Consider the following 18775-nt stretch of genomic DNA (forward strand, 5'->3'; position numbering starts at 1 on the left):
AATGAAACCTATATTTATTATATCAGCACTGTTTTTTTCCTTTATAACAACTTGTGCCACATTTGCACAACAATCAACTTATCACATCAGCGGACGTGTAACAGATACAACCGGAGACCCACTTCCCGGTGCTACAATTTCCATCAAAGGAAAAGGAACCGGAGCTGTCACGACTGCCGACGGCTCATATACTCTTCAACTACCCGGAATGGGGACATATCTTATCACCGCCTCTTACGTGGGTTATCAAACTCAAGAAAAAAGACTGACCGTAGGACGGGAAAAAAGATTGAGTTTCCGTTTATTGGAAGACCAGTTTGACTTGGGAACCGTAGTAGTGACAGGTACACGTACCCCCAAACTGCTGAAAGACGCTCCTATCATCACCCGCGTAATCACGGCAGATGATATCAAGAAAGTAGACGCAACCAATATAGGCCAACTATTACAGTCCGAACTGCCGGGAATTGAATTCTCCTATTCAATGGACCAGCAGGTTTCTATCAACATGCAGGGATTTGGCGGTAACTCCGTACTTTTCCTCGTAGACGGTGAACGGCTGGCAGGTGAAACCCTAAATAACGTCGACTACAACCGGCTGAATCTCGACAACGTGGAACGGGTGGAAATCGTCAAAGGAGCGGCATCTACCCTGTATGGTTCAAGTGCAGTGGGTGGAGTAATTAATATTATTACCCGTGAGTCCGAAGATGCATGGAACCTTAACTTAAACAGTCGCTTCGGAGAACATAACGACCAGCGATATGGCGGAACTTTCAGCTTCAAAGCCGGAAAGTTCAACAGCCAGACGAATGTACAGCATACAGTATCCGACTCTTACGACGTGCCGGAAGGAGATGTCACGACTGTCTTCGGCAACCGTACATGGAACGTAAAAGAACGTCTTGTGTACAAGCCATCCGACCAACTCAAACTGACGGCTCGCGGTGGATATTATTTCCGCGAACGGGATAAGACAGGCGACAGCAAAGACCGCTATCGTGATTTCAGCGGTGGACTGAAAGTGAACTATGATTTCAATATCATGAGTAACCTGGAAGTGGCCTACACATTCGACCAATACGATAAAAGCGATTATCTTACTTCATACAAATATGACATACGTGATTATAGCAACGTGCAGCATAGCGTACGTGCACTTTACAATTACACGTTCAATGACAAGAATATCCTAACCGTAGGCGGAGACTATATGCGCGACTATCTGCTGTCGTATCAATTCACAGATAATGGAAGCCATACGATGCACTCGGCAGATGCATTCGGTCAATTCGACTGGAACCCGACTGAACATTTCAACGTGATTAGCGGTGTACGCTTTGACTACTTCTCACAATCCAGTGTGCGCCATGTCTCACCGCATATCGGATTAATGTATAAAATAGCCAATTGCTCGCTCCGCGGTTCATACTCACAAGGTTTCCGCTCTCCCACCCTCAAAGAAATGTACATGAATTTTGATATGGCGAATGCTATGATGATTTATGGCAATCCCGACCTGAAATCGGAAACGAGCCATAACTTCTCGCTTTCCGCCGAATATACCAAAAGCCGTTACAACTTCACCGTATCAGGATACTACAATCTGGTCAATGACCGGATTGACCTGACTTCTTTTCGTGATACGGACGGAAGATGGGCACAACTATATATCAATACGGAAAAAGTGGACATCGCCGGTGTAGACCTCAACGCTTCTGCCAAATATCCTTGCGGATTGGGAGTGCGTGTTTCTTACGGATACGTCCATGAGTTCATGCGCGATGGTCAGATGAAGTTTTCCAGTACCCGCCCACATTCTGCGACGGCACGTATCGAATATGGCAAATCGTGGAATAACTACCAATTCAACCTCTCGCTGAACGGTCGTGCCTTATCCAAAGTAGAAACAAATAAATATGTCGGAAACAACCCGGATGAAGGAACTGCCGGAGTAAGCTATCCCGGCTACACAATGTGGAACTTAACTTTGACACAAGGTATCTGGAAAGGAATCAGCCTAAATATGGCTGTCAACAATATATTCAATTATATTCCCAGCTATTATGATGCCAATTCTCCCTATACCCGGGGAACTAATTTTTCTATCGGACTGGCATTAGATGTGGACAGGTTCTTCAAATAAGAAAAAAAATAAAAACTACATACAAAGCTAAAAATAAGAGAAATGAAAAAGAAAAGTAAAATCATCTTAGGCGTGTGCATTGTCGCAGCCGTCCTGGTAGGCATATCTATCTGGAACGCCTGGTTCAGCGCCACACAGATTGCTTTCGTCAACTTCCAGACCATACAGCAGGGAAGTATATCGAAAGCCAACGACAATTCATCCATCAAACTCAGTGAAGTGTCTCTCGACAATCTGGACAGCCTAACGGGGTATGACATGGTATTTGTCAACGGGATGGGCTTGCGTATTGTCGAGGAGCAACGTCAGCAAATACAGCAGGCAGCGGACAAAGGCGTGCCTGTATATACTTCCATGGCAACAAATCCTGCCAACAATATTTGCAATCTTGACAGCGTGCAACAGAACCTGATACGCGGCTATCTGTCGAACGGCGGAAAAAACAACTACCGGAATATGCTGAACTATATCCGCAAGGTAATTGACGGCAAAGCCTCTTCCGTACCGGAAGTGGAAGACCCGGCAGAAAGACCGTCCGACATGCTGTATCATGCCGGACTTACGAACCCGGACGATGAACTGGAATTCCTCACCGTCGCAGACTACGAGAAATTCACGAAAGAGAACAATCTTTATAAAGAGGGGGCAAAGAAAATCATGATTACCGGACAAATGGCGGATGCCACCGGACTGATTGAAGCGCTCGAAAAAGAAGGGTACAATGTTTATCCCGTGCAGTCAATGACAAGGTTTATGTCTTTCATCGACGAAATTGAGCCTGATGCTATCATCAACATGGCACATGGACGTATGGGCGATAAAATGGTAGATTACCTGAAAGAAAAGAATATCCTGCTATTTGCCCCGCTCACCATCAACAGCCTTGTAGATGAATGGGAAAAAGACCCGATGGGAATGGCGGGCGGATTCATGTCACAGAGCATCGTAACCCCTGAAATCGACGGAGCGGTTCGCCCCTTTGCGTTATTTGCACAATACGAGGACGAAGAAGGATTGCGCCATTCCTACGCCGTCCCCGAACGTTTAAAGACTTTTGTATCTACGATAAACAATTACCTGAATCTGAATACAAAGCCGAACAATGAGAAAAAGGTAGCTATCTATTATTATAAAGGTCCGGGGCAGAACGCATTGACGGCTGCCGGAATGGAAGTGGTTCCTTCGCTTTACAATCTTCTGGTTCGTATGAAACAGGAAGGGTACAACGTATCCAACCTGCCAGCCAACGCCGAAGAACTAGGCAGAATGATACACGCGCAAGGAGCCGTATTCAATACTTATGCCGAAGGAGCATTCAACGATTTCATGCAGAACGGACACCCCGAACTGATAACCAAAGAGCAATACGAAAGCTGGGTGAAAGAATCGCTCCGCCCTGAAAAATACAAGGAAGTAGTGGATGCTTTCGGCGAGTTCCCCGGAAATTATATGGTGACTCCCGACGGCAAACTGGGAATTGCCCGCCTGCAATTCGGAAATGTCGTCTTACTGCCGCAGAATGCTGCCGGAAGTGGTGATAACTCTTTCCAGGTAGTGCATGGCACGGACATGGCTCCGCCACATACCTATATTGCTTCATACCTGTGGATGCAACATGGCTTCAAAGCCGACGCTCTTATCCATTTCGGTACGCATGGCAGCCTTGAATTCACTCCAAGGAAACAAGTGGCATTGTGCAGCAATGACTGGCCCGACCGTTTGGTAGGTGCAGTGCCTCATTTCTATATCTACTCTATCGGTAATGTAGGAGAAGGCATGATGGCGAAACGCCGTTCTTATGCGACGTTGCAGTCTTACCTCACTCCGCCTTTCCTCGAAAGCAGCGTACGCGGCATCTACCGGGAGCTGATGGAAAAGATTAAAATCTATAATAACTCCCAGAAGGAGAATAAAGACCAGGAATCCCTGGCTGTAAAGACACTGACTGTGAAGATGGGTATTCATCGTGACTTGGGTTTGGACAGCATTGCCGGCAAACCTTATTCGGAAGATGAAATCGCCCGCGTAGAGAACTTTGCCGAAGAGCTCGCTACGGAGAAAATCACAGGACAGCTCTATACCATGGGAGTTCCTTACGAACCGGAACGGATTACTTCTTCCGTCTATGCAATGGCGACAGAGCCTATCGCTTACAGCCTTTTGGCTCTTGACAAGCAACGCGGCAAAGCAACGGAAGCTGTCAACAAACACCGCAGTCTCTTTACACAGCAATATCTGTCTCCTGCCCGCCTGTTGGTAGAAAAGCTGATGGTTAATCCTGCATTAGCTACGGATGAACTGATTTGCCGCACCGCAGGAATCACACCGCAGGAACTGGCAAAAGCACGTCAAATAGAAGCCGACCGCAACGCCCCGAAAGGCATGATGGCTATGATGATGGCTGCGGCAGCCAAAAAGGAGCATGCAAAAGACGGGAAGTCCGGCAACGGTCATCCCGGGATGGCTACGGCTATGACAGGAAAAGGAAAATCTCCTCATGGCAAAATGCCCGAAGGGATGAAAGAAGCCATGAAGAAAATGGGAGCTGACATGGACCCGAAGAAAGCCATGGAAATGGCCAAATCAATGGGAGCAAGTCCCGAAGCTCTGAAAAAGATGGAAGCCGGAATGAAGGCGAACAAAGAGAAAGCGGAAAAGCCACAAGGGATGACAGCCATGATGACCGCTATGGGACAAGCTCCGAAAGAATATAATAAGGAAGAAGTAGAATTCGCATTAGCCGTGAGCGAAGTAGAACGCACCATCAAAAATGTGAATAACTATAAGAGCGCCCTTCTGACAAGCCCTGAGAAAGAGCTTGGCAGCTTGATTAATGCTTTGGACGGCGGCTACACTGCCCCTACTCCGGGCGGTGACCCGATAGCGAATCCGAACGCATTGCCTACGGGACGCAATATGTACGCCATCAACGCTGAAGCAACTCCTACGGAGTCTGCCTGGGAAAAGGGTATCGCTCTTGCCAAACAAACGATTGAAACGTACAAACAACGTCACAACGATTCCATACCACGCAAGGTAAGCTATACTTTATGGTCATCCGAATTTATTGAAACCGGGGGTGCTACTATTGCGCAAGTTCTTTATATGCTGGGCGTAGAGCCTGTACGTGATGCTTTCGGTCGTGTCAGTGACTTGAAGTTGATTCCTTCCGCAGAGTTGGGACGCCCTCGTATTGATGTAGTAGTGCAGACTTCCGGACAACTCCGCGACCTTGCCGCTTCCCGCCTGTTCCTAATCAACCGGGCAGTGGAAATGGCTGCCGCTGCCAAAGATGATACGTATGAGAATCAAGTAGCAGCCAGTGTGATAGAGGCCGAACGTGTATTAACGGAAAAAGGATTAAGCCCGAAAGATGCCCGCGAAATATCTACATTCCGTGTATTCGGCGGAGCCAACGGTTCGTATGGTTCAGGTATTCAGGAAATGGTGGAAGCCGGTGACCGCTGGGAGAACGAATCGGAAATTGCCGCAACTTATCTCAACAATATGGGAGCTTACTATGGCAATGAGAAGAATTGGGAAGTCTTTCAGAAATTTGCTTTCGAAGCTGCGTTAACCCGTACAGATGTGGTGGTACAGCCCCGTCAAAGCAATACATGGGGAGCGTTAAGCCTCGACCACGTTTATGAGTTTATGGGCGGAATGAACCTTGCCGTGCGCAATGTGACCGGCAAAGACCCGGATGCTTATCTCAGTGATTATCGCAACCGCAACAATATGAAGATGCAGGAGCTTAAAGAAGCTGTCGGAGTGGAAAGTCGTACAACAATCCTGAATCCTACCTATATCAAAGAAAAGATGAAAGGCGGAGCTTCCTCAGCCAGTGAATTTGCGGAAGTTATCACGAATACCTATGGATGGAACGTGATGAAACCGGCTGCTATCGACAAAGAGCTTTGGGATAATATCTATAATGTATATGTAAAGGATGAGCTCAACCTGGGAGTAAAGAAATACTTTGAACAACAGAACCCTGCCGCCCTGGAAGAAATGACGGCCGTCATGCTGGAAAGCGTCCGCAAAGGATTGTGGAAAGCAAACGAGGAACAAGTAGCAGAGCTGAGTAAATTGCACACGGAAATAGTGAACACCTACCGCCCGTCCTGTTCGGGATTTGTTTGTGACAATGCGAAGCTGCGCGATTTTATCGCTTCAAAATCCAACGCGCAAACAGCCGCACAATATAAAGAGAACATTTCTAAAATCCGTGAAGCCAAGACAAGCGGAGAGGATAAAGGAGTGGTGATGAAAAAAGAAGAGATGAAGCAGGCTGCGGAACAGCAGACAAATACATTGAGCAATGTAGCCGTAGGCATCGCCGTTATCATCGTCATACTCGCTCTGATACTCTTTGTGCGCAAGCGCCGCAAAAACAGTCAGGTGTAAATCAGGAACCGGTAATTTAGAATTTGTAATCAGTAACTTGTAATTAACAATAATGGATACAGTTGTCCTTGTACTTATGCTTCTTACAGCATTCAATTTTCTGTTGAAGCAAACGTTTTGGAAAGCAATAGCGGTGGGTGCTATCGCCGCTGTCTGCGCTGTGTTTGCCGGATTGATGTGGCCGTATGCCATCGAGCAATCGAAATCACAGATAGCCAACTGGCTCGGCAACCAGCCCTTGATGCTGGATACCTCTGTGATTCTGAGTATCGAAGTCTGCATACAAATGGCTTATGCCATGCTGGCTGTTCACGTAGCCAATGACTATCCGGTCAAGCCGCGCATGATAGTGATGTACCGCTTTCTCCGCTGGTTTCCGGGATTATTGATTTTCCCGGTTTTATTCAGCGGATTGGTATATCTCATCTTTGCATTTCCCGGCACTTCTTTTCAAACGATAGCCTGGAGTTACGCTGCCTTCATCCTGGTAGTGATACCCTGCGGAAGATACCTGTTGCTTTATCTCCTTCCGGAGAAGGAACTGCGGCTGGAACTTTTCTTTCTGACCAATGCACTGGTAGCCATACTGGGCATCGTTGCAACCGTCAATGGAAAAACATCGGCAGCAGGTGTCAGCGAAATAGACTGGAAAGCGCTGTTGGGCGTGATAGCTATCGCATTGGCCGGTGGAGTCTTAGGACTCTTCTGGTGGAATATCCGAAGCAGGCGAAAAGAAAAAAGCATGAAATAAATAAAGAAATAACTTATTAAATAATCAACAACAATGAACTACATATCAGATATATTGTATTGGATTTCAACAGGATTGCTTGTTCCTGTTATCGTGTTATTAATCATCCTTTTCTGCCGGGCTATATTACTTGCCGGCAGTTTCTACGGCCAGTATTTATCCATCCGTAAGACAGAAGCCCTGCTCCGCAACGAACTGGGGAAATTAACTCCGGATACTGTCGGGGATTTAAGTTCCAAACTGCCGGAGAAATCCCGTTCACTTGTCATCATGTATATGCGCCAGGTACTGGATGCCCGTGATACTCCCGCGCAGGTACAACGTCTGCTTGCCAACTTTGAGATTGCAGCCGACAAAGACCTTGCTATCTCCAAAACGTTGACGAAACTTGGGCCAATCTTAGGATTGATGGGAACATTGATTCCAATGGGCCCCGCCCTCGCCGGGCTGGCAAGCGGTGATATCGCTTCGATGGCTTACAATATGCAGATAGCCTTTGCAACGACCGTAGTCGGACTGGTGGCAGGCGCGGTAGGTTTCCTCACGCAGCAGGTAAAACAACGTTGGTACTTGCAGGATATGACCAACCTCGAATTTATCTCCGAATTACTCAATGAAAAGCGAAACAATAAAACCACAGAAAAATGAAACATAACCTATTACGAAAAGAAGAGGACGCCGACCCTATCAGCGTAGTATCCAATTTATTCGATGTTGCTATGGTTTTCGCTGTCGCCTTGATGGTGGCTCTTGTCAGCCGGTACAACATGACAGAAGTGTTTTCGCAGGAAGACTTCACAATGGTAAAGAATCCCGGCAAGGAGAACATGGAAATCATCACCAAGGAAGGAGAAAAAATAAACCGCTACACCCCGTCCGAAGACCAGGACAAAAAAGAAGGAAAACGCGGCAAAAAGGTAGGTATTGCCTACGAACTGGATAACGGGGAAATCATCTACGTACCCGAATAATTAACCAATATACTACACGGATAATGCACATGCATATTATCCGTGTAGTTTTACATAAAACAAGCCACCGAAATGAGTCGCTCATTCCGATGGCTTATCCCCTTTAAACACCTTTAAACAAAATGAAAATATGCCTCATTTACTAACTAAACTAACTAACCCTTCGAGGCATATTTTAAAGAGGCTGTCGCATCAGCCCCCTTTCTTATATAGATGGCTTTCGCCCTCTAGTCTTATTTACGAGCTTCAGCGATATAACCGAGAGCTTCTTCACATTTTGCAGTTACATAAGCCCAGTCTTCTGCTGCCACTTTATCTTTCGGGAACAGTTTAGAGCCCATACCTACGCAGAATACACCGGCTTTAATCCATGCAGTCAGGTTTTCTTTTGTAGGTTCTACCCCACCGGTCACCATCAGCTTAGACCATGGCATCGGAGCCATCAAGCCTTTTACGAAGTTTGTTCCGTAAACGTCACCCGGGAATACCTTGCAAAGGTCGCAACCTACTTCCTGAGCGAAACCAACTTCGGATACAGAACCACAACCCGGAGTATAAGCTACCGAACGACGGTTACATATCTTAGCGATTTCAGGATTGAACAACGGGCCTACTACGAAGTTAGCACCCAGTTGCAAGTACATGGCAGCAGTAGCCGGGTCAACGATAGAACCGATACCGATAGCCATTTCAGGACATTCCTTTGCTGCGAATTTTACGATTTCAGCAAATACCTCTTGCGCGAAGTCACCACGGTTGGTAAATTCAAAAGCACGAACGCCACCGTCATAACAAGCCTTTACTACTTTTTTTGCAACTTCTACATCTTTATGATAGAATACAGGAACCATTCCTGTAGAGCCGATTTTATTCAATACGGCTATTTTATCGAATTTTGCCATTTTATTATTTATTATTTTAAACGAATTGGTAAATGAGTTGTTTTTTCAAACTCTCAACTCTCTATTTTCAACTCTCAGCTTATCTCTGTACGCGACCGCTTGCGTCACCACCAGCCAAAGCTTCAACTTCTTCTACAGAAACAAGATTGAAGTCACCATTAATAGTGTGTTTCAAAGCAGATGCAGCCACAGCAAATTCAAGAGCTTCGCCCTGGTTAGGTTTAGTCATCAAACCGTGGATGATACCACCGGAGAATGAGTCACCACCACCTACGCGGTCGATAATCGGGTCGATATCGTAACGTTTTGAAGTATAGAATTCTTCGCCGTTGTAAATCATGGCTTTCCAACCGTTGTGAGTAGCAGAGAAAGATTCGCGCAATGTAGAAACTACATATTTGAATCCGAATTCTTTCATCATCTGCTGGAAGATACCTTTGTAGCCTTCAGCATCAGTGTGACCAGCCTCAACGTCTGCGTCCGGTTTGAAGCCCAGGCAAAGTTCTGCATCTTCTTCGTTGCCGATACATACGTCAACAAACTGCATCAACGGCTTCATGATAGACTGTGCTTTTTCTTTTGTCCACAGTTTCTTACGGAAGTTCAAGTCAACAGAAACAGTTACACCGTGACGTTTGGCAGCTTCACAAGCCAGACGGGTCAGTTCGGCAGCCTTGTCAGAGATAGCCGGAGTGATACCAGACCAGTGGAACCAGTCAGCACCTTCCATGATAGCGTCAAAGTCGAAGTCAGCAGCGTCAGCTTCAGCAATAGCAGAGTGAGCACGGTCATAGATAACCTTGCTAGGACGCATAGAAGCACCGGTTTCAAGATAGTAGATACCTACACGGTCGCCACCACGAGCAATAAAGTCTGTCTTTACACCATACTTACGCAATGCGTTAACAGCAGACTGTCCGATTTCGTGTTTCGGTAATTTAGTTACGAAATAGGCTTCATGTCCGTAGTTGGCACAGCTCACGGCAACGTTTGCCTCTCCACCACCATATACTACATCAAAAGAGTCAGATTGAACAAAACGAGTATTACCCGGAGTTGATAATCTAAGCATGATTTCGCCTAATGTAACGACTTTCTTTCCCATAATTTTATGTTTTAAATTCTAAGTTATTAATATTATGAACTTTCAATTTATCATTTTATGCCCATTTTTAGGGTTAACACACTGATAACATGATTATTAAACCATTAAAAGGTTAACATCACATACCTTTCGTGTGCGGGCACAAAGATACAACAATTTTCGTAATTACAAAAATTGTTATATATTTGTATCGAAAATATTAAGATTATTATTGTGTGCGAGCACATATACCTATATAAATAAGGTTATCGTATGAATAAATTGCCCGAAAGGATTAGAATCAAAGACATCGCCCGCCTGGCAGATGTATCGGTGGGAACAGTAGACCGCGTCATTCACGGACGTAGCGGAGTATCGGAAGCAAGCAAAAAACGCGTAGAAGAAATCTTGAAGCAGCTTGACTACCAGCCTAACATGTACGCCAGCGCTTTGGCATCCAACAAGAAATATACGTTTATCTGTCTTTTGCCGGAGCATTTGGAAGGTGAATACTGGACAGCCGTGGAACTGGGTATCCATGAAGCTATCGCTACCTATTCGGACTTCAACACTTCGGTGAAAATCAACTATTACGACCCATACGATTATCATTCGTTTGTTGACGCAAGCGAAGCGATTCTGACTCTTCAGCCGGACGGAGTGATGGTAGCTCCCACCGCCCCCCAATATACAAAGGGATTCACAGACCGGCTGCAAGCATTGGATATACCTTATATATATATAGACTCGAATATCAAGGACGTCCCTCCCCTCGCCTTCTTCGGTCAGAACTCACGTCAAAGCGGATACTTTGCCGCACGGATGATGATGCTACTGGCACGGGACGAGAAGGAAATCGTTATTTTCCGTAAAATACATGAAGGAATTGTAGGTTCCAACCAGCAGGAGAACAGAGAAATCGGTTTCAGGCAGTACATGGAAGAACATCATCCGTCTTGTAATATACTGGAGCTCGACTTGCATGCCGAACGCAACGACGAAGACAACGAGATGCTGGATGAATTCTTCCGTGCCTACCCGACGGTGAAGAACGGAATCACCTTCAACTCCAAAGTCTACATCGTCGGCGAATACCTGCAAAGCCACGGAAAGAAAGATTTCAATCTGATAGGCTATGACCTTCTGGAACGGAATGTCACCTGCCTGAAAGAGGGAAATGTCTCCTTCCTCATCGCCCAGCAACCGGAACTACAAGGCGCCAACGGTATAAAAGCTCTTTGCGACCACCTCATCTTCAAAAAAGACGTGACTTGCATCAACTATATGCCTATCGACTTGTTGACAGTAGAAACAATTGACTATTACCATAGCAAATAACAACGAAATACAACTTTACAAGTACATTACATGGAAACAAAGTATTTAAGAATTAATCCTGCCGACAACGTTGCCGTTGCCATTGTCAATCTCCCGGCAGGAGAGCATCTTTCTGTAGATGGCATTGAAGTGACATTGAACGAAGACATTCCCGCCGGACACAAATTCGCATTGAAGAATTTCGCAGAAGGTGAAAATGTAATCAAGTACGGTTATCCTATCGGACATGCCCGAATGGCCAAACAGCAGGGAGACTGGATGAACGAGACGAATATCAAGACCAACCTCGCCGGATTGCTGGAATATACCTACAACCCTGTTCAAGTTTCTTTGAATATTGACCGCAAAGACCTTACCTTCAAAGGGTATCGTCGCAAAAACGGTGACGTAGGCGTAAGAAACGAAATATGGATTATCCCGACCGTAGGTTGCGTGAACGGTATCATCGGTCAATTGGCTGAGGGGCTGCGTCGCGAGACTGAAGGCAAAGGCGTGGATGCCATCGTTGCTTTCCCGCACAACTACGGCTGTTCCCAACTTGGCGATGACCATGAAAATACGAAGAAGATTCTTCGCGACATGGTGCTTCACCCCAATGCAGGCGCTGTGTTGGTAGTAGGTTTGGGATGCGAAAATAACCAGCCGGACGTATTCCGCGAATTTCTAGGCGAGTTTGATGAAGACCGTGTGAAGTTTATGGTCACTCAGAAAGTGGGCGACGAATACGAGGAAGGAATGGAAATCCTGCGCGATTTGTATGCGAAAGCATCCAAAGACGAACGTACCGATGTTCCTTTGTCCGAGCTCCGTGTAGGTCTGAAATGCGGCGGTTCCGATGGTTTCTCAGGTATTACGGCAAATCCGTTGCTGGGTATGTTCTCCGATTTCCTGATTGCGCAAGGCGGTACAAGCGTATTGACCGAAGTGCCGGAGATGTTCGGTGCAGAGACTATCTTGATGAATCGTTGCGAAAACAAAGATTTGTTTGAGCAGACTGTACATCTGATTAATGATTTCAAAGAATATTTCCTGTCGCATGGAGAGCCTGTCGGTGAAAACCCGTCTCCGGGAAACAAAGCCGGCGGTATCTCTACATTGGAAGAAAAAGCGTTGGGATGTACGCAGAAATGTGGAAAGAGCTATGTATCCGGCGTGATGCCTTACGGTGAACGTTTACAGAAGAAAGGACTTAACCTGCTTTCTGCTCCGGGCAATGACCTGGTGGCAGCTACCACTCTTGCGGCAAGCGGATGCCATATGGTACTTTTCACAACCGGACGTGGAACGCCATTCGGTACGTTTGTCCCTACAATGAAGATTTCCACCAACTCGACTTTGGCTAAAAACAAACCGGGATGGATTGACTTCAATGCAGGTGTCATCGTAGAAAACGAACCGATGGAGAAGACTTGCGAACGTTTCATTGATTACGTTATCAAAGTGGCAAGCGGCGAGTTCGTTAATAACGAAAAGAAAGGGTATCGCGAAATTGCTATCTTCAAGACAGGCGTAACTTTATAAATCGCTTCTTATTCCGTATTCTGATAAAAAGAATAGATTGTTAGAATTATAATACGAGTTGCTATCCCTCACTCAATGACAAATTGAACGGGATAGCAACTTTTTTTTATATTAAACCATATCGTCACCCGTTCTTTTAAATGTGACACGAAGTGTCTTATGAAACGGAATAAAACGGGAAACAACAGCAATAACAATTGATACAACCAGCAGATAGCCCAGTATTTCTTTCAGTGCAAGCAATAGACTTTGCTGCTGCAAGGTGGTATATAAAGAATTAGTAGCCAGTTGTGCCGCCTCGGCATGCCCGTGCCCCTGTGCCAGCGCATTGTTCAAAGACTGGCTATACCGTGACGCTGCCAACGGGTCGGTAGTCGTTACAGTCTCCGACAAAGAATACATATATTTTTGTTCCAGCCGGTACAGTACATTGCTATAAAACGAAGTAGCCATAATAGGCGTCAGTACGGAACGGAAAATAATCAGAAAGAAAGCATTCGACAATAAGAATTTCGGATTCAAATCTTCCACGGCAAACAAGGCGAAAGCTATAATCAAAGTCAACATTCCCAAGCCACGGAAGAATATGGGCAGGTATAACATCTCATAGGTGCTATTCGGAGAGATGCCGAAATACAGGATACCGAAGAAAATCACAAAGCAACTCATTCCCCCCGCTATCAGAAAACGGAAACGCCAACGCTGCCAGCGAAACCACCAGAAGCAGATAAAGGCACCGACTATATATCCGGGAAGCAGATAGATATAAAGGGAATAGGTATGCGTAGTGTCCACTTTCAGAATCATAGTCAGATAGTTGGTCAATAATGTGGTTGATGTACTGAAAAACATGACAAGCATCATATAGAGATAGCCGACAATCGCTTTAGCCTGAAATAAGGGCGCAAGACTTACATAAGGTTTCTCCGAATGGCTCTGATACCAGATAAACAAGGCAATCAACATAGGGGCTATGATGATATATGCGCAGAGCTTGCCGGACGCCATCCAGTCGAGCACTTTTCCATAATTGATAACGTACATCAACATCAACAGTCCGGTCGAGATAACAAACATTTCACGAATATGCAAGTCGGACAAGGCAACGGCTTTTATAGGACGGTTATGACGGAAACAGATGATAACAAACAAGATAGCTATCAAAATCAGTATCATCATAAAGTAATACATATATTTCCAATTATAATGATATGCCAGTAGGGCGGTTACTAACATCGAAGCCTGTCCCCCACCGTAAACCAACGGATAGAAATAGGAATAGAACTCGCTACGCACATTCTTCCGGCTGAAAATCTTTTGGGCATAACGGATAAACCACAGCATAAGAAAACCTTTCAGGAAACCGACGGCAAAACTGCAAACAATCAGAATATCAGCATTCTGCGTACGGGCGCAAACCCAACTAAGGAAGAATTGCAGTATCAAGTCAATCAGCAACAGCGATTTCACGGAAAAGGCAGCCAGGACTTTAGGGATAATGGGATACGCGATAGCCATACCTGCCGAAGCGGCATAATATCCCATCGTTATGTCTTCCGAATTCGTACCGAGCGTATTCGAAACTTCGAGCATACTACCCGTATAGGAACCATTGAGCATAGTGACAGGGAGAATCACGACGAAGATACTGACAAGTCCGAGCCAATCGGGCACCCATTGGCGGACAGGTGCTTCCAACTCCTTCATCGTTATCATTTGCGCAGAGCTTCTGTTTCTACCATCATGCCGGCTCTCAACTGTGCCATCTCTTCCGAAGAGACATCTTCCAGTTCAATCCGTACCGGTATCCGCTGTTGTACCTTTACAAAATTTCCGGCGGAGTTATCCGTAGGAACTAATGAATATTTAGAACCCGTCGCTTCGGAGATAGCAGTGACTTCTCCGTGGAAAATCTTTCCGGGCACTGCATCCACTTTTATACGCACTTGTTGACCGATATAGATATTGGCAATCTGCGTTTCTTTATAATTGGCGGTAATCCATTTGTCTTTGTTGCGTACCAGATAAGAAATGGTCTGTCCGGTTTGTACATACTGACCGGGTTCCAAAGTCCGCCTGCCCATGTATCCGTCATAGGGAGCTGTAAGAACCGTATAAGACAAATTCAGTTTAGCCAGGTCGAGGTCTGCTTCCTTGCGCAAAATGGCGGCTTCCGCACTCGTTGTTTTTTTACTTGTTTCCGTATATTGCGAGAGTACCGACTGTTTCTGAGCAACCAATGCCTGATAGCGTGCCTTTGCCGCTTCATAGGCAGCTTTAGTTTGCTCAAACTGTTGCTCCGGGACGGATTCTTCTTTCAACAAACGTTCAAAGCGATGATAATCCTGCTCCAGTTGCCAGAGTTTCGCTTTTGCTTCGGCAATGTTGGCATCCTGCACGGCAATATTCGTATGGGAAGTCTCAATACCCGAATGAAGCACCTCTTGTGAGCCATGCGCATCTAGCAAAGCCGCTTCCGCTTCCTTCACCTTGATTTGATATTCACGGTTATCAAGCACCAGCAAAGTATCGCCTTGGCGTACATATTGGTGCTCTTTAAAACGCACTTCCTTTATATAGCCCGAAGCCCGTACATTCAAAGGCGCTACATATTGGTCTACAAAAGCGTCATTCGTCACTTCATAATTTACATAACGCCAAAAGTAAGTGGCAGTCCACCAAAGACCGGAACCTGCCAGACAGATACATACCAAATTTAAAATAATATTGCGGGTTCTGAGCTTTTTCAGTTTCTTCTGTTTTTCTTTCAATTGATTTATCATATCTGTTTTGTATATTAAAGACGACCACAAGCCTTCTGAAGTTGATAATAAGTATAAATCACACGGGTGCGCGCAGTAACCAACTGCAACTCGACATTCAGACGGACGGAATTTGCGTCGAGCAAGTCAGTCAGGATAGCCAATTGATTCAGATAACGGTTCTGCATGATACGGTAATTTTCTTCTGCTTGCCGGACGGATAGTTTCAAAGCCTCTACCCTCTGCATGGCTTCCCGATGCCGTAAAAATGCGGAACGTACTTCCATGCGTATTCCCTGCATTTTCTGTTCTTCCTCGTTCTTCCGCAAAGACATCATCATTTTGCTCTCTTTTATTTTATGATTGTTCTTATACAATGAGGATAAAGGATAAGAAACCGATACGCCCACATTCCAGTTATTATTGTACATATCCGCCAAGGTACGCGAAACAGGACGTGCCAATGTATTCGATGCATATAACGATACGCTGGGTAATGAGAAAGACTTGGTTGAACGGATTCCATTCCTTGCCAGTTCCGTTTGTGCACGAAGCAATTTCATCGCCGGGTCATTCGCATAAGCCTGAACGATATAGTCATCATAAGATTGCAAGGCAACTGCTTGATAAAGCAAGGCAGTATCCGGCCGCAATAATACATTCTCGTCCTGCCCCAACAGAATATCGAGTTGCTGCGACACAAGCACAATGCTGTTTTCCGTTTCCTGCAAAGACAAGCGGTCGTTAGTCAACTGCATTTCACTTCGCAAGACATCATTATTGGTAATCAGCCCTTCCTTTTTCATGCGCCGTATATCGTGCAACCGAAGTTCCGATTCTTCAATGTTTCGCATCAGTATCTCATGCTGCTTAAAGAGGCTGAAGAGATTCATATACTGATTCAGCAGTTTCAGTTTAATCTCCGCCCGGTCGGTCAAAGTCTGCAATTCGGCGACTTGTTTTTCAATATCCGCCTTATGGATAGCAGTTCGGATTTTACCGCCCTGATAGAGAGGTTGCGCCAAATCAATCGCATAATTTTGTGACCAGTCCGGCGCGTCCGGGTAGAGAGGTGCAGACAGTCCCCGTTCCCAAACAACGGGTTGCCCGACGAATCCGCCTTTCAGTCCAATCTGTAATTCCGGCAGTCGTGCAGTTCTTGCAGTCCGTATCCGTTCCTGCGCCATAGATTCTTTCATTGCATCCGCCTGAAGTTGCAGGCTATATTGTACGCCCCGTTCAAAGAGCTGATCGACGGTAAGAAATAAAGAGTCTGTTTGTGCGTCTATCAATTGGGGAAAAGAAAACAGGCTGAATAAAATGACCGGATATAGTTTATATTTTTTCAAGGACATCATAAACACTGTTTAATTCAGACAACATGGTTTCAATACTTTCAATACCGATAATGTGTTCTGCATATACATAAACCTGATCTAAAACCGGACGAATCTGTTCTTTAAACTCTTCACCCGCCGGAGTCAGAAACACCAGTTTATTACGGCGGTCGTTCGGGTCTTCTTTCCGGCAGACGTATCCTTTCTTTTCCAGGTTGTTCATCAAGTTAGTCAGGCATGCTTTATCCTTCGCTATACGCTCCGCCAATATCTGCTGGCTGATGCCTTGTTCGTGCCATAAACTGCTCAATACTTGAAGCATTTCGAATGTAATACCTGCATTATTCTTCTTTAATGTCCGTTGCATAGACCGGCGAAAAGCCATACGTGTGCGGACAACCTGTAACATGAGTTCTCTGAACTCCGCTCCTTCTCTCATTCTTATTATTGTTTTTACCTTCTAATAATCGTTTTTACCTTTTCGGAGGCAAAGGTACGTATTCCCGTCGAATTAGTCAAACATTTGACTAATTTCATCTATCCAACTTCTTTTTTGAACCTATTTATTGAAATAATCAGATAAAATCTTGTTCATCTTAAATGTTTTATTTTACTTTGCGCTACAAAGTACTTTTTATATGAATAAAGATAAAGCATTAGAATCGGTAAATGAGATAAAAGAGTTGATGGAAAAGTCCTCAAAGTTTATCTCTGTTAGTGGGATCGCTGCCATCCTGGCAGGTATTTACGCATTGGCTGGCGCGTACATCGCGACACAAGTTATTACACCAGACACGTATTTAATCGTCGCCCTGGAATTAATGGCTATAATAGCCCTGTCGGTACTGGCAGCCGCAGCCGTTACTGCCGGCATCCTGTCCTACTGCAAATCCAAGAAGACAGGACAGAAGTTTTTCAGCCGGCTCACCTATCGGGCATTATGGAATTTTTCGCTTCCGATGCTGGCAGGCGGTATTGTATGTATTTCTATCCTGATGCACGAGTATTATGATATTCTGGCATCTGTCATGCTTCTATTCTACGGACTGGCGTTGGTCAATGCATCCAAGTTTACCTATTCCAGCGTGGCATGGCTGGGATATGCTTTCATCTGCCTGGGCGCTGTCGATTGTTTCTGGGCGGGTCATTCACTTCTGTTCTGGACGATAGGTTTCGGCGGTTTCCATATCCTCTATGGCATATTGTTCTATTTACATTACGAAAGAAAGAAATCATAAATGATAGAATCATTCCAATATATTAATAAAGCATTCGAAAGCAAGGTACGACTGGGTATCATGGCTGTTCTGATGGTTAATGAGGAAGCTGATTTCAATTTTCTGAAAGAGCAGCTCGCATTGACCGACGGCAACCTTGCCAGTCATACCCGTGCCCTGGAAGAACTAGGATATATCGTATGCAACAAAAGTTTTGTCGGACGAAAGCCGCGAACTGCCTTTCAAGCGACTTCGCAAGGCAGGGAAGCTTTCAAATCTCATATTGAAGCTCTGGAGCAATTTTTAAAATCAAAATAATTCATTCATCTAAACACTATC

At 45.3% G+C, this 18775-nt stretch carries 15 protein-coding genes; 9 read left to right on the forward strand and 6 right to left on the reverse strand.

Going from position 1 to position 18775, the window contains the following annotated elements; translation table 11 throughout:
• Window position 1: 1 nt before the first annotated feature.
• From BacF7301_RS20775 to BacF7301_RS20795, 5 genes are read left to right on the forward strand one after another with little or no spacing between them, the layout of a single operon-like run.
• Window positions 2-2146, forward strand: coding sequence for a TonB-dependent receptor (locus BacF7301_RS20775; protein ID WP_167965840.1), 2145 nt, complete (start codon window positions 2-4; stop codon window positions 2144-2146).
• 42 nt (window positions 2147-2188) lie between these two features.
• The gene (locus BacF7301_RS20780) at window positions 2189-6553 is read left to right on the forward strand and encodes a cobaltochelatase subunit CobN (RefSeq protein WP_167965842.1); all 4365 of its coding nucleotides are present in this window, start codon (window positions 2189-2191) and stop codon (window positions 6551-6553) included.
• 52 nt (window positions 6554-6605) lie between these two features.
• Window positions 6606-7304 (forward strand): HmuT family protein, encoded by a 699-nt coding sequence (hmuT, locus tag BacF7301_RS20785; RefSeq protein WP_167965844.1) that lies wholly within the window; start codon window positions 6606-6608, stop codon window positions 7302-7304.
• 33 nt (window positions 7305-7337) lie between these two features.
• Window positions 7338-7952: a MotA/TolQ/ExbB proton channel family protein gene (locus BacF7301_RS20790; protein ID WP_167965846.1), complete on the forward strand. Its 615-nt coding sequence runs from the start codon at window positions 7338-7340 to the stop codon at window positions 7950-7952.
• On the forward strand, window positions 7949-8275 hold the full coding sequence (locus BacF7301_RS20795) for a DUF2149 domain-containing protein (RefSeq protein ID WP_167965848.1): 327 nt from the start codon (window positions 7949-7951) through the stop codon (window positions 8273-8275). The genes BacF7301_RS20790 and BacF7301_RS20795 overlap by 4 nt, the downstream gene beginning before the upstream one ends.
• Before the next feature lie 233 nt (window positions 8276-8508).
• On the opposite strand, the gene BacF7301_RS20800 is transcribed toward BacF7301_RS20795, so the two are convergent.
• Window positions 8509-9177 carry a bifunctional 4-hydroxy-2-oxoglutarate aldolase/2-dehydro-3-deoxy-phosphogluconate aldolase gene (locus tag BacF7301_RS20800; RefSeq protein ID WP_167965850.1) on the reverse strand — a complete coding sequence of 223 codons (669 nt, stop codon included), beginning with the start codon at window positions 9175-9177 and terminating at the stop codon, window positions 8509-8511.
• A gap of 79 nt (window positions 9178-9256) precedes the next feature.
• Window positions 9257-10282 carry a sugar kinase gene (locus BacF7301_RS20805; RefSeq protein ID WP_022137926.1) on the reverse strand — a complete coding sequence of 342 codons (1026 nt, stop codon included), beginning with the start codon at window positions 10280-10282 and terminating at the stop codon, window positions 9257-9259.
• 252 nt (window positions 10283-10534) lie between these two features.
• Here BacF7301_RS20805 and BacF7301_RS20810 point away from each other — a divergent pair, with 252 nt between their 5' ends.
• Complete coding sequence (locus BacF7301_RS20810) at window positions 10535-11599, forward strand: LacI family DNA-binding transcriptional regulator (protein WP_167965851.1); 1065 nt, start codon at window positions 10535-10537, stop codon at window positions 11597-11599.
• A gap of 30 nt (window positions 11600-11629) precedes the next feature.
• Window positions 11630-13120 (forward strand): UxaA family hydrolase, encoded by a 1491-nt coding sequence (locus tag BacF7301_RS20815; protein ID WP_167965853.1) that lies wholly within the window; start codon window positions 11630-11632, stop codon window positions 13118-13120.
• A 111-nt stretch (window positions 13121-13231) separates the two neighbouring features.
• Here the strand turns inward: BacF7301_RS20815 and BacF7301_RS20820 are convergent, their stop codons facing one another.
• Genes BacF7301_RS20820 through BacF7301_RS20835 form a run of 4 tightly spaced genes read right to left on the reverse strand, consistent with a single transcriptional unit; the run spans window position 13232 to window position 17658 of the window.
• Complete coding sequence (locus BacF7301_RS20820; RefSeq protein WP_167965855.1) at window positions 13232-14836, reverse strand: MFS transporter; 1605 nt, start codon at window positions 14834-14836, stop codon at window positions 13232-13234.
• Window positions 14833-15903, reverse strand: coding sequence for an HlyD family secretion protein (locus BacF7301_RS20825; protein ID WP_167965857.1), 1071 nt, complete (start codon window positions 15901-15903; stop codon window positions 14833-14835). The genes BacF7301_RS20820 and BacF7301_RS20825 overlap by 4 nt, the downstream gene beginning before the upstream one ends.
• A gap of 14 nt (window positions 15904-15917) precedes the next feature.
• Window positions 15918-17237, reverse strand: coding sequence for a TolC family protein (locus BacF7301_RS20830; RefSeq protein ID WP_167967269.1), 1320 nt, complete (start codon window positions 17235-17237; stop codon window positions 15918-15920).
• Window positions 17218-17658, reverse strand: a complete 441-nt coding sequence (locus tag BacF7301_RS20835) for a MarR family winged helix-turn-helix transcriptional regulator (RefSeq protein WP_032838155.1) — start codon at window positions 17656-17658, stop codon at window positions 17218-17220. The genes BacF7301_RS20830 and BacF7301_RS20835 overlap by 20 nt, the downstream gene beginning before the upstream one ends.
• Window positions 17659-17857: 199 nt before the next feature.
• Between BacF7301_RS20835 and BacF7301_RS20840 the strand changes: the two genes are divergently transcribed.
• Together BacF7301_RS20840 and BacF7301_RS20845 are read left to right on the forward strand one after the other, a co-directional pair.
• Window positions 17858-18457, forward strand: coding sequence for a hypothetical protein (locus BacF7301_RS20840; RefSeq protein WP_167965859.1), 600 nt, complete (start codon window positions 17858-17860; stop codon window positions 18455-18457).
• A complete protein-coding gene (locus BacF7301_RS20845) occupies window positions 18458-18754 on the forward strand; it encodes a winged helix-turn-helix domain-containing protein (RefSeq protein WP_122295424.1) in 297 nt (98 codons plus the stop codon).
• Window positions 18755-18775: the final 21 nt, after the last annotated feature.

The organism is Bacteroides faecium, from assembly GCF_012113595.1.
Taxonomy (GTDB): domain Bacteria; phylum Bacteroidota; class Bacteroidia; order Bacteroidales; family Bacteroidaceae; genus Bacteroides; species Bacteroides faecium.

Bases quoted from the DNA above. Each gene is read 5' to 3' on its own strand.
- BacF7301_RS20775 (WP_167965840.1), top strand. From the start codon at position 2: ATGAAACCTATATTTATTATATCAGCACTGTTTTTTTCCTTTATAACA.
- BacF7301_RS20780 (WP_167965842.1), top strand. From the start codon at position 2,189: ATGAAAAAGAAAAGTAAAATCATCTTAGGCGTGTGCATTGTCGCAGCC.
- hmuT (WP_167965844.1), top strand. From the start codon at position 6,606: ATGGATACAGTTGTCCTTGTACTTATGCTTCTTACAGCATTCAATTTT.
- BacF7301_RS20790 (WP_167965846.1), top strand. From the start codon at position 7,338: ATGAACTACATATCAGATATATTGTATTGGATTTCAACAGGATTGCTT.
- BacF7301_RS20795 (WP_167965848.1), top strand. From the start codon at position 7,949: ATGAAACATAACCTATTACGAAAAGAAGAGGACGCCGACCCTATCAGC.
- BacF7301_RS20800 (WP_167965850.1), bottom strand. From the start codon at position 9,177: ATGGCAAAATTCGATAAAATAGCCGTATTGAATAAAATCGGCTCTACA.
- BacF7301_RS20805 (WP_022137926.1), bottom strand. From the start codon at position 10,282: ATGGGAAAGAAAGTCGTTACATTAGGCGAAATCATGCTTAGATTATCA.
- BacF7301_RS20810 (WP_167965851.1), top strand. From the start codon at position 10,535: ATGAATAAATTGCCCGAAAGGATTAGAATCAAAGACATCGCCCGCCTG.
- BacF7301_RS20815 (WP_167965853.1), top strand. From the start codon at position 11,630: ATGGAAACAAAGTATTTAAGAATTAATCCTGCCGACAACGTTGCCGTT.
- BacF7301_RS20820 (WP_167965855.1), bottom strand. From the start codon at position 14,836: ATGATAACGATGAAGGAGTTGGAAGCACCTGTCCGCCAATGGGTGCCC.
- BacF7301_RS20825 (WP_167965857.1), bottom strand. From the start codon at position 15,903: ATGATAAATCAATTGAAAGAAAAACAGAAGAAACTGAAAAAGCTCAGA.
- BacF7301_RS20830 (WP_167967269.1), bottom strand. From the start codon at position 17,237: ATGTCCTTGAAAAAATATAAACTATATCCGGTCATTTTATTCAGCCTG.
- BacF7301_RS20835 (WP_032838155.1), bottom strand. From the start codon at position 17,658: ATGAGAGAAGGAGCGGAGTTCAGAGAACTCATGTTACAGGTTGTCCGC.
- BacF7301_RS20840 (WP_167965859.1), top strand. From the start codon at position 17,858: ATGAATAAAGATAAAGCATTAGAATCGGTAAATGAGATAAAAGAGTTG.
- BacF7301_RS20845 (WP_122295424.1), top strand. From the start codon at position 18,458: ATGATAGAATCATTCCAATATATTAATAAAGCATTCGAAAGCAAGGTA.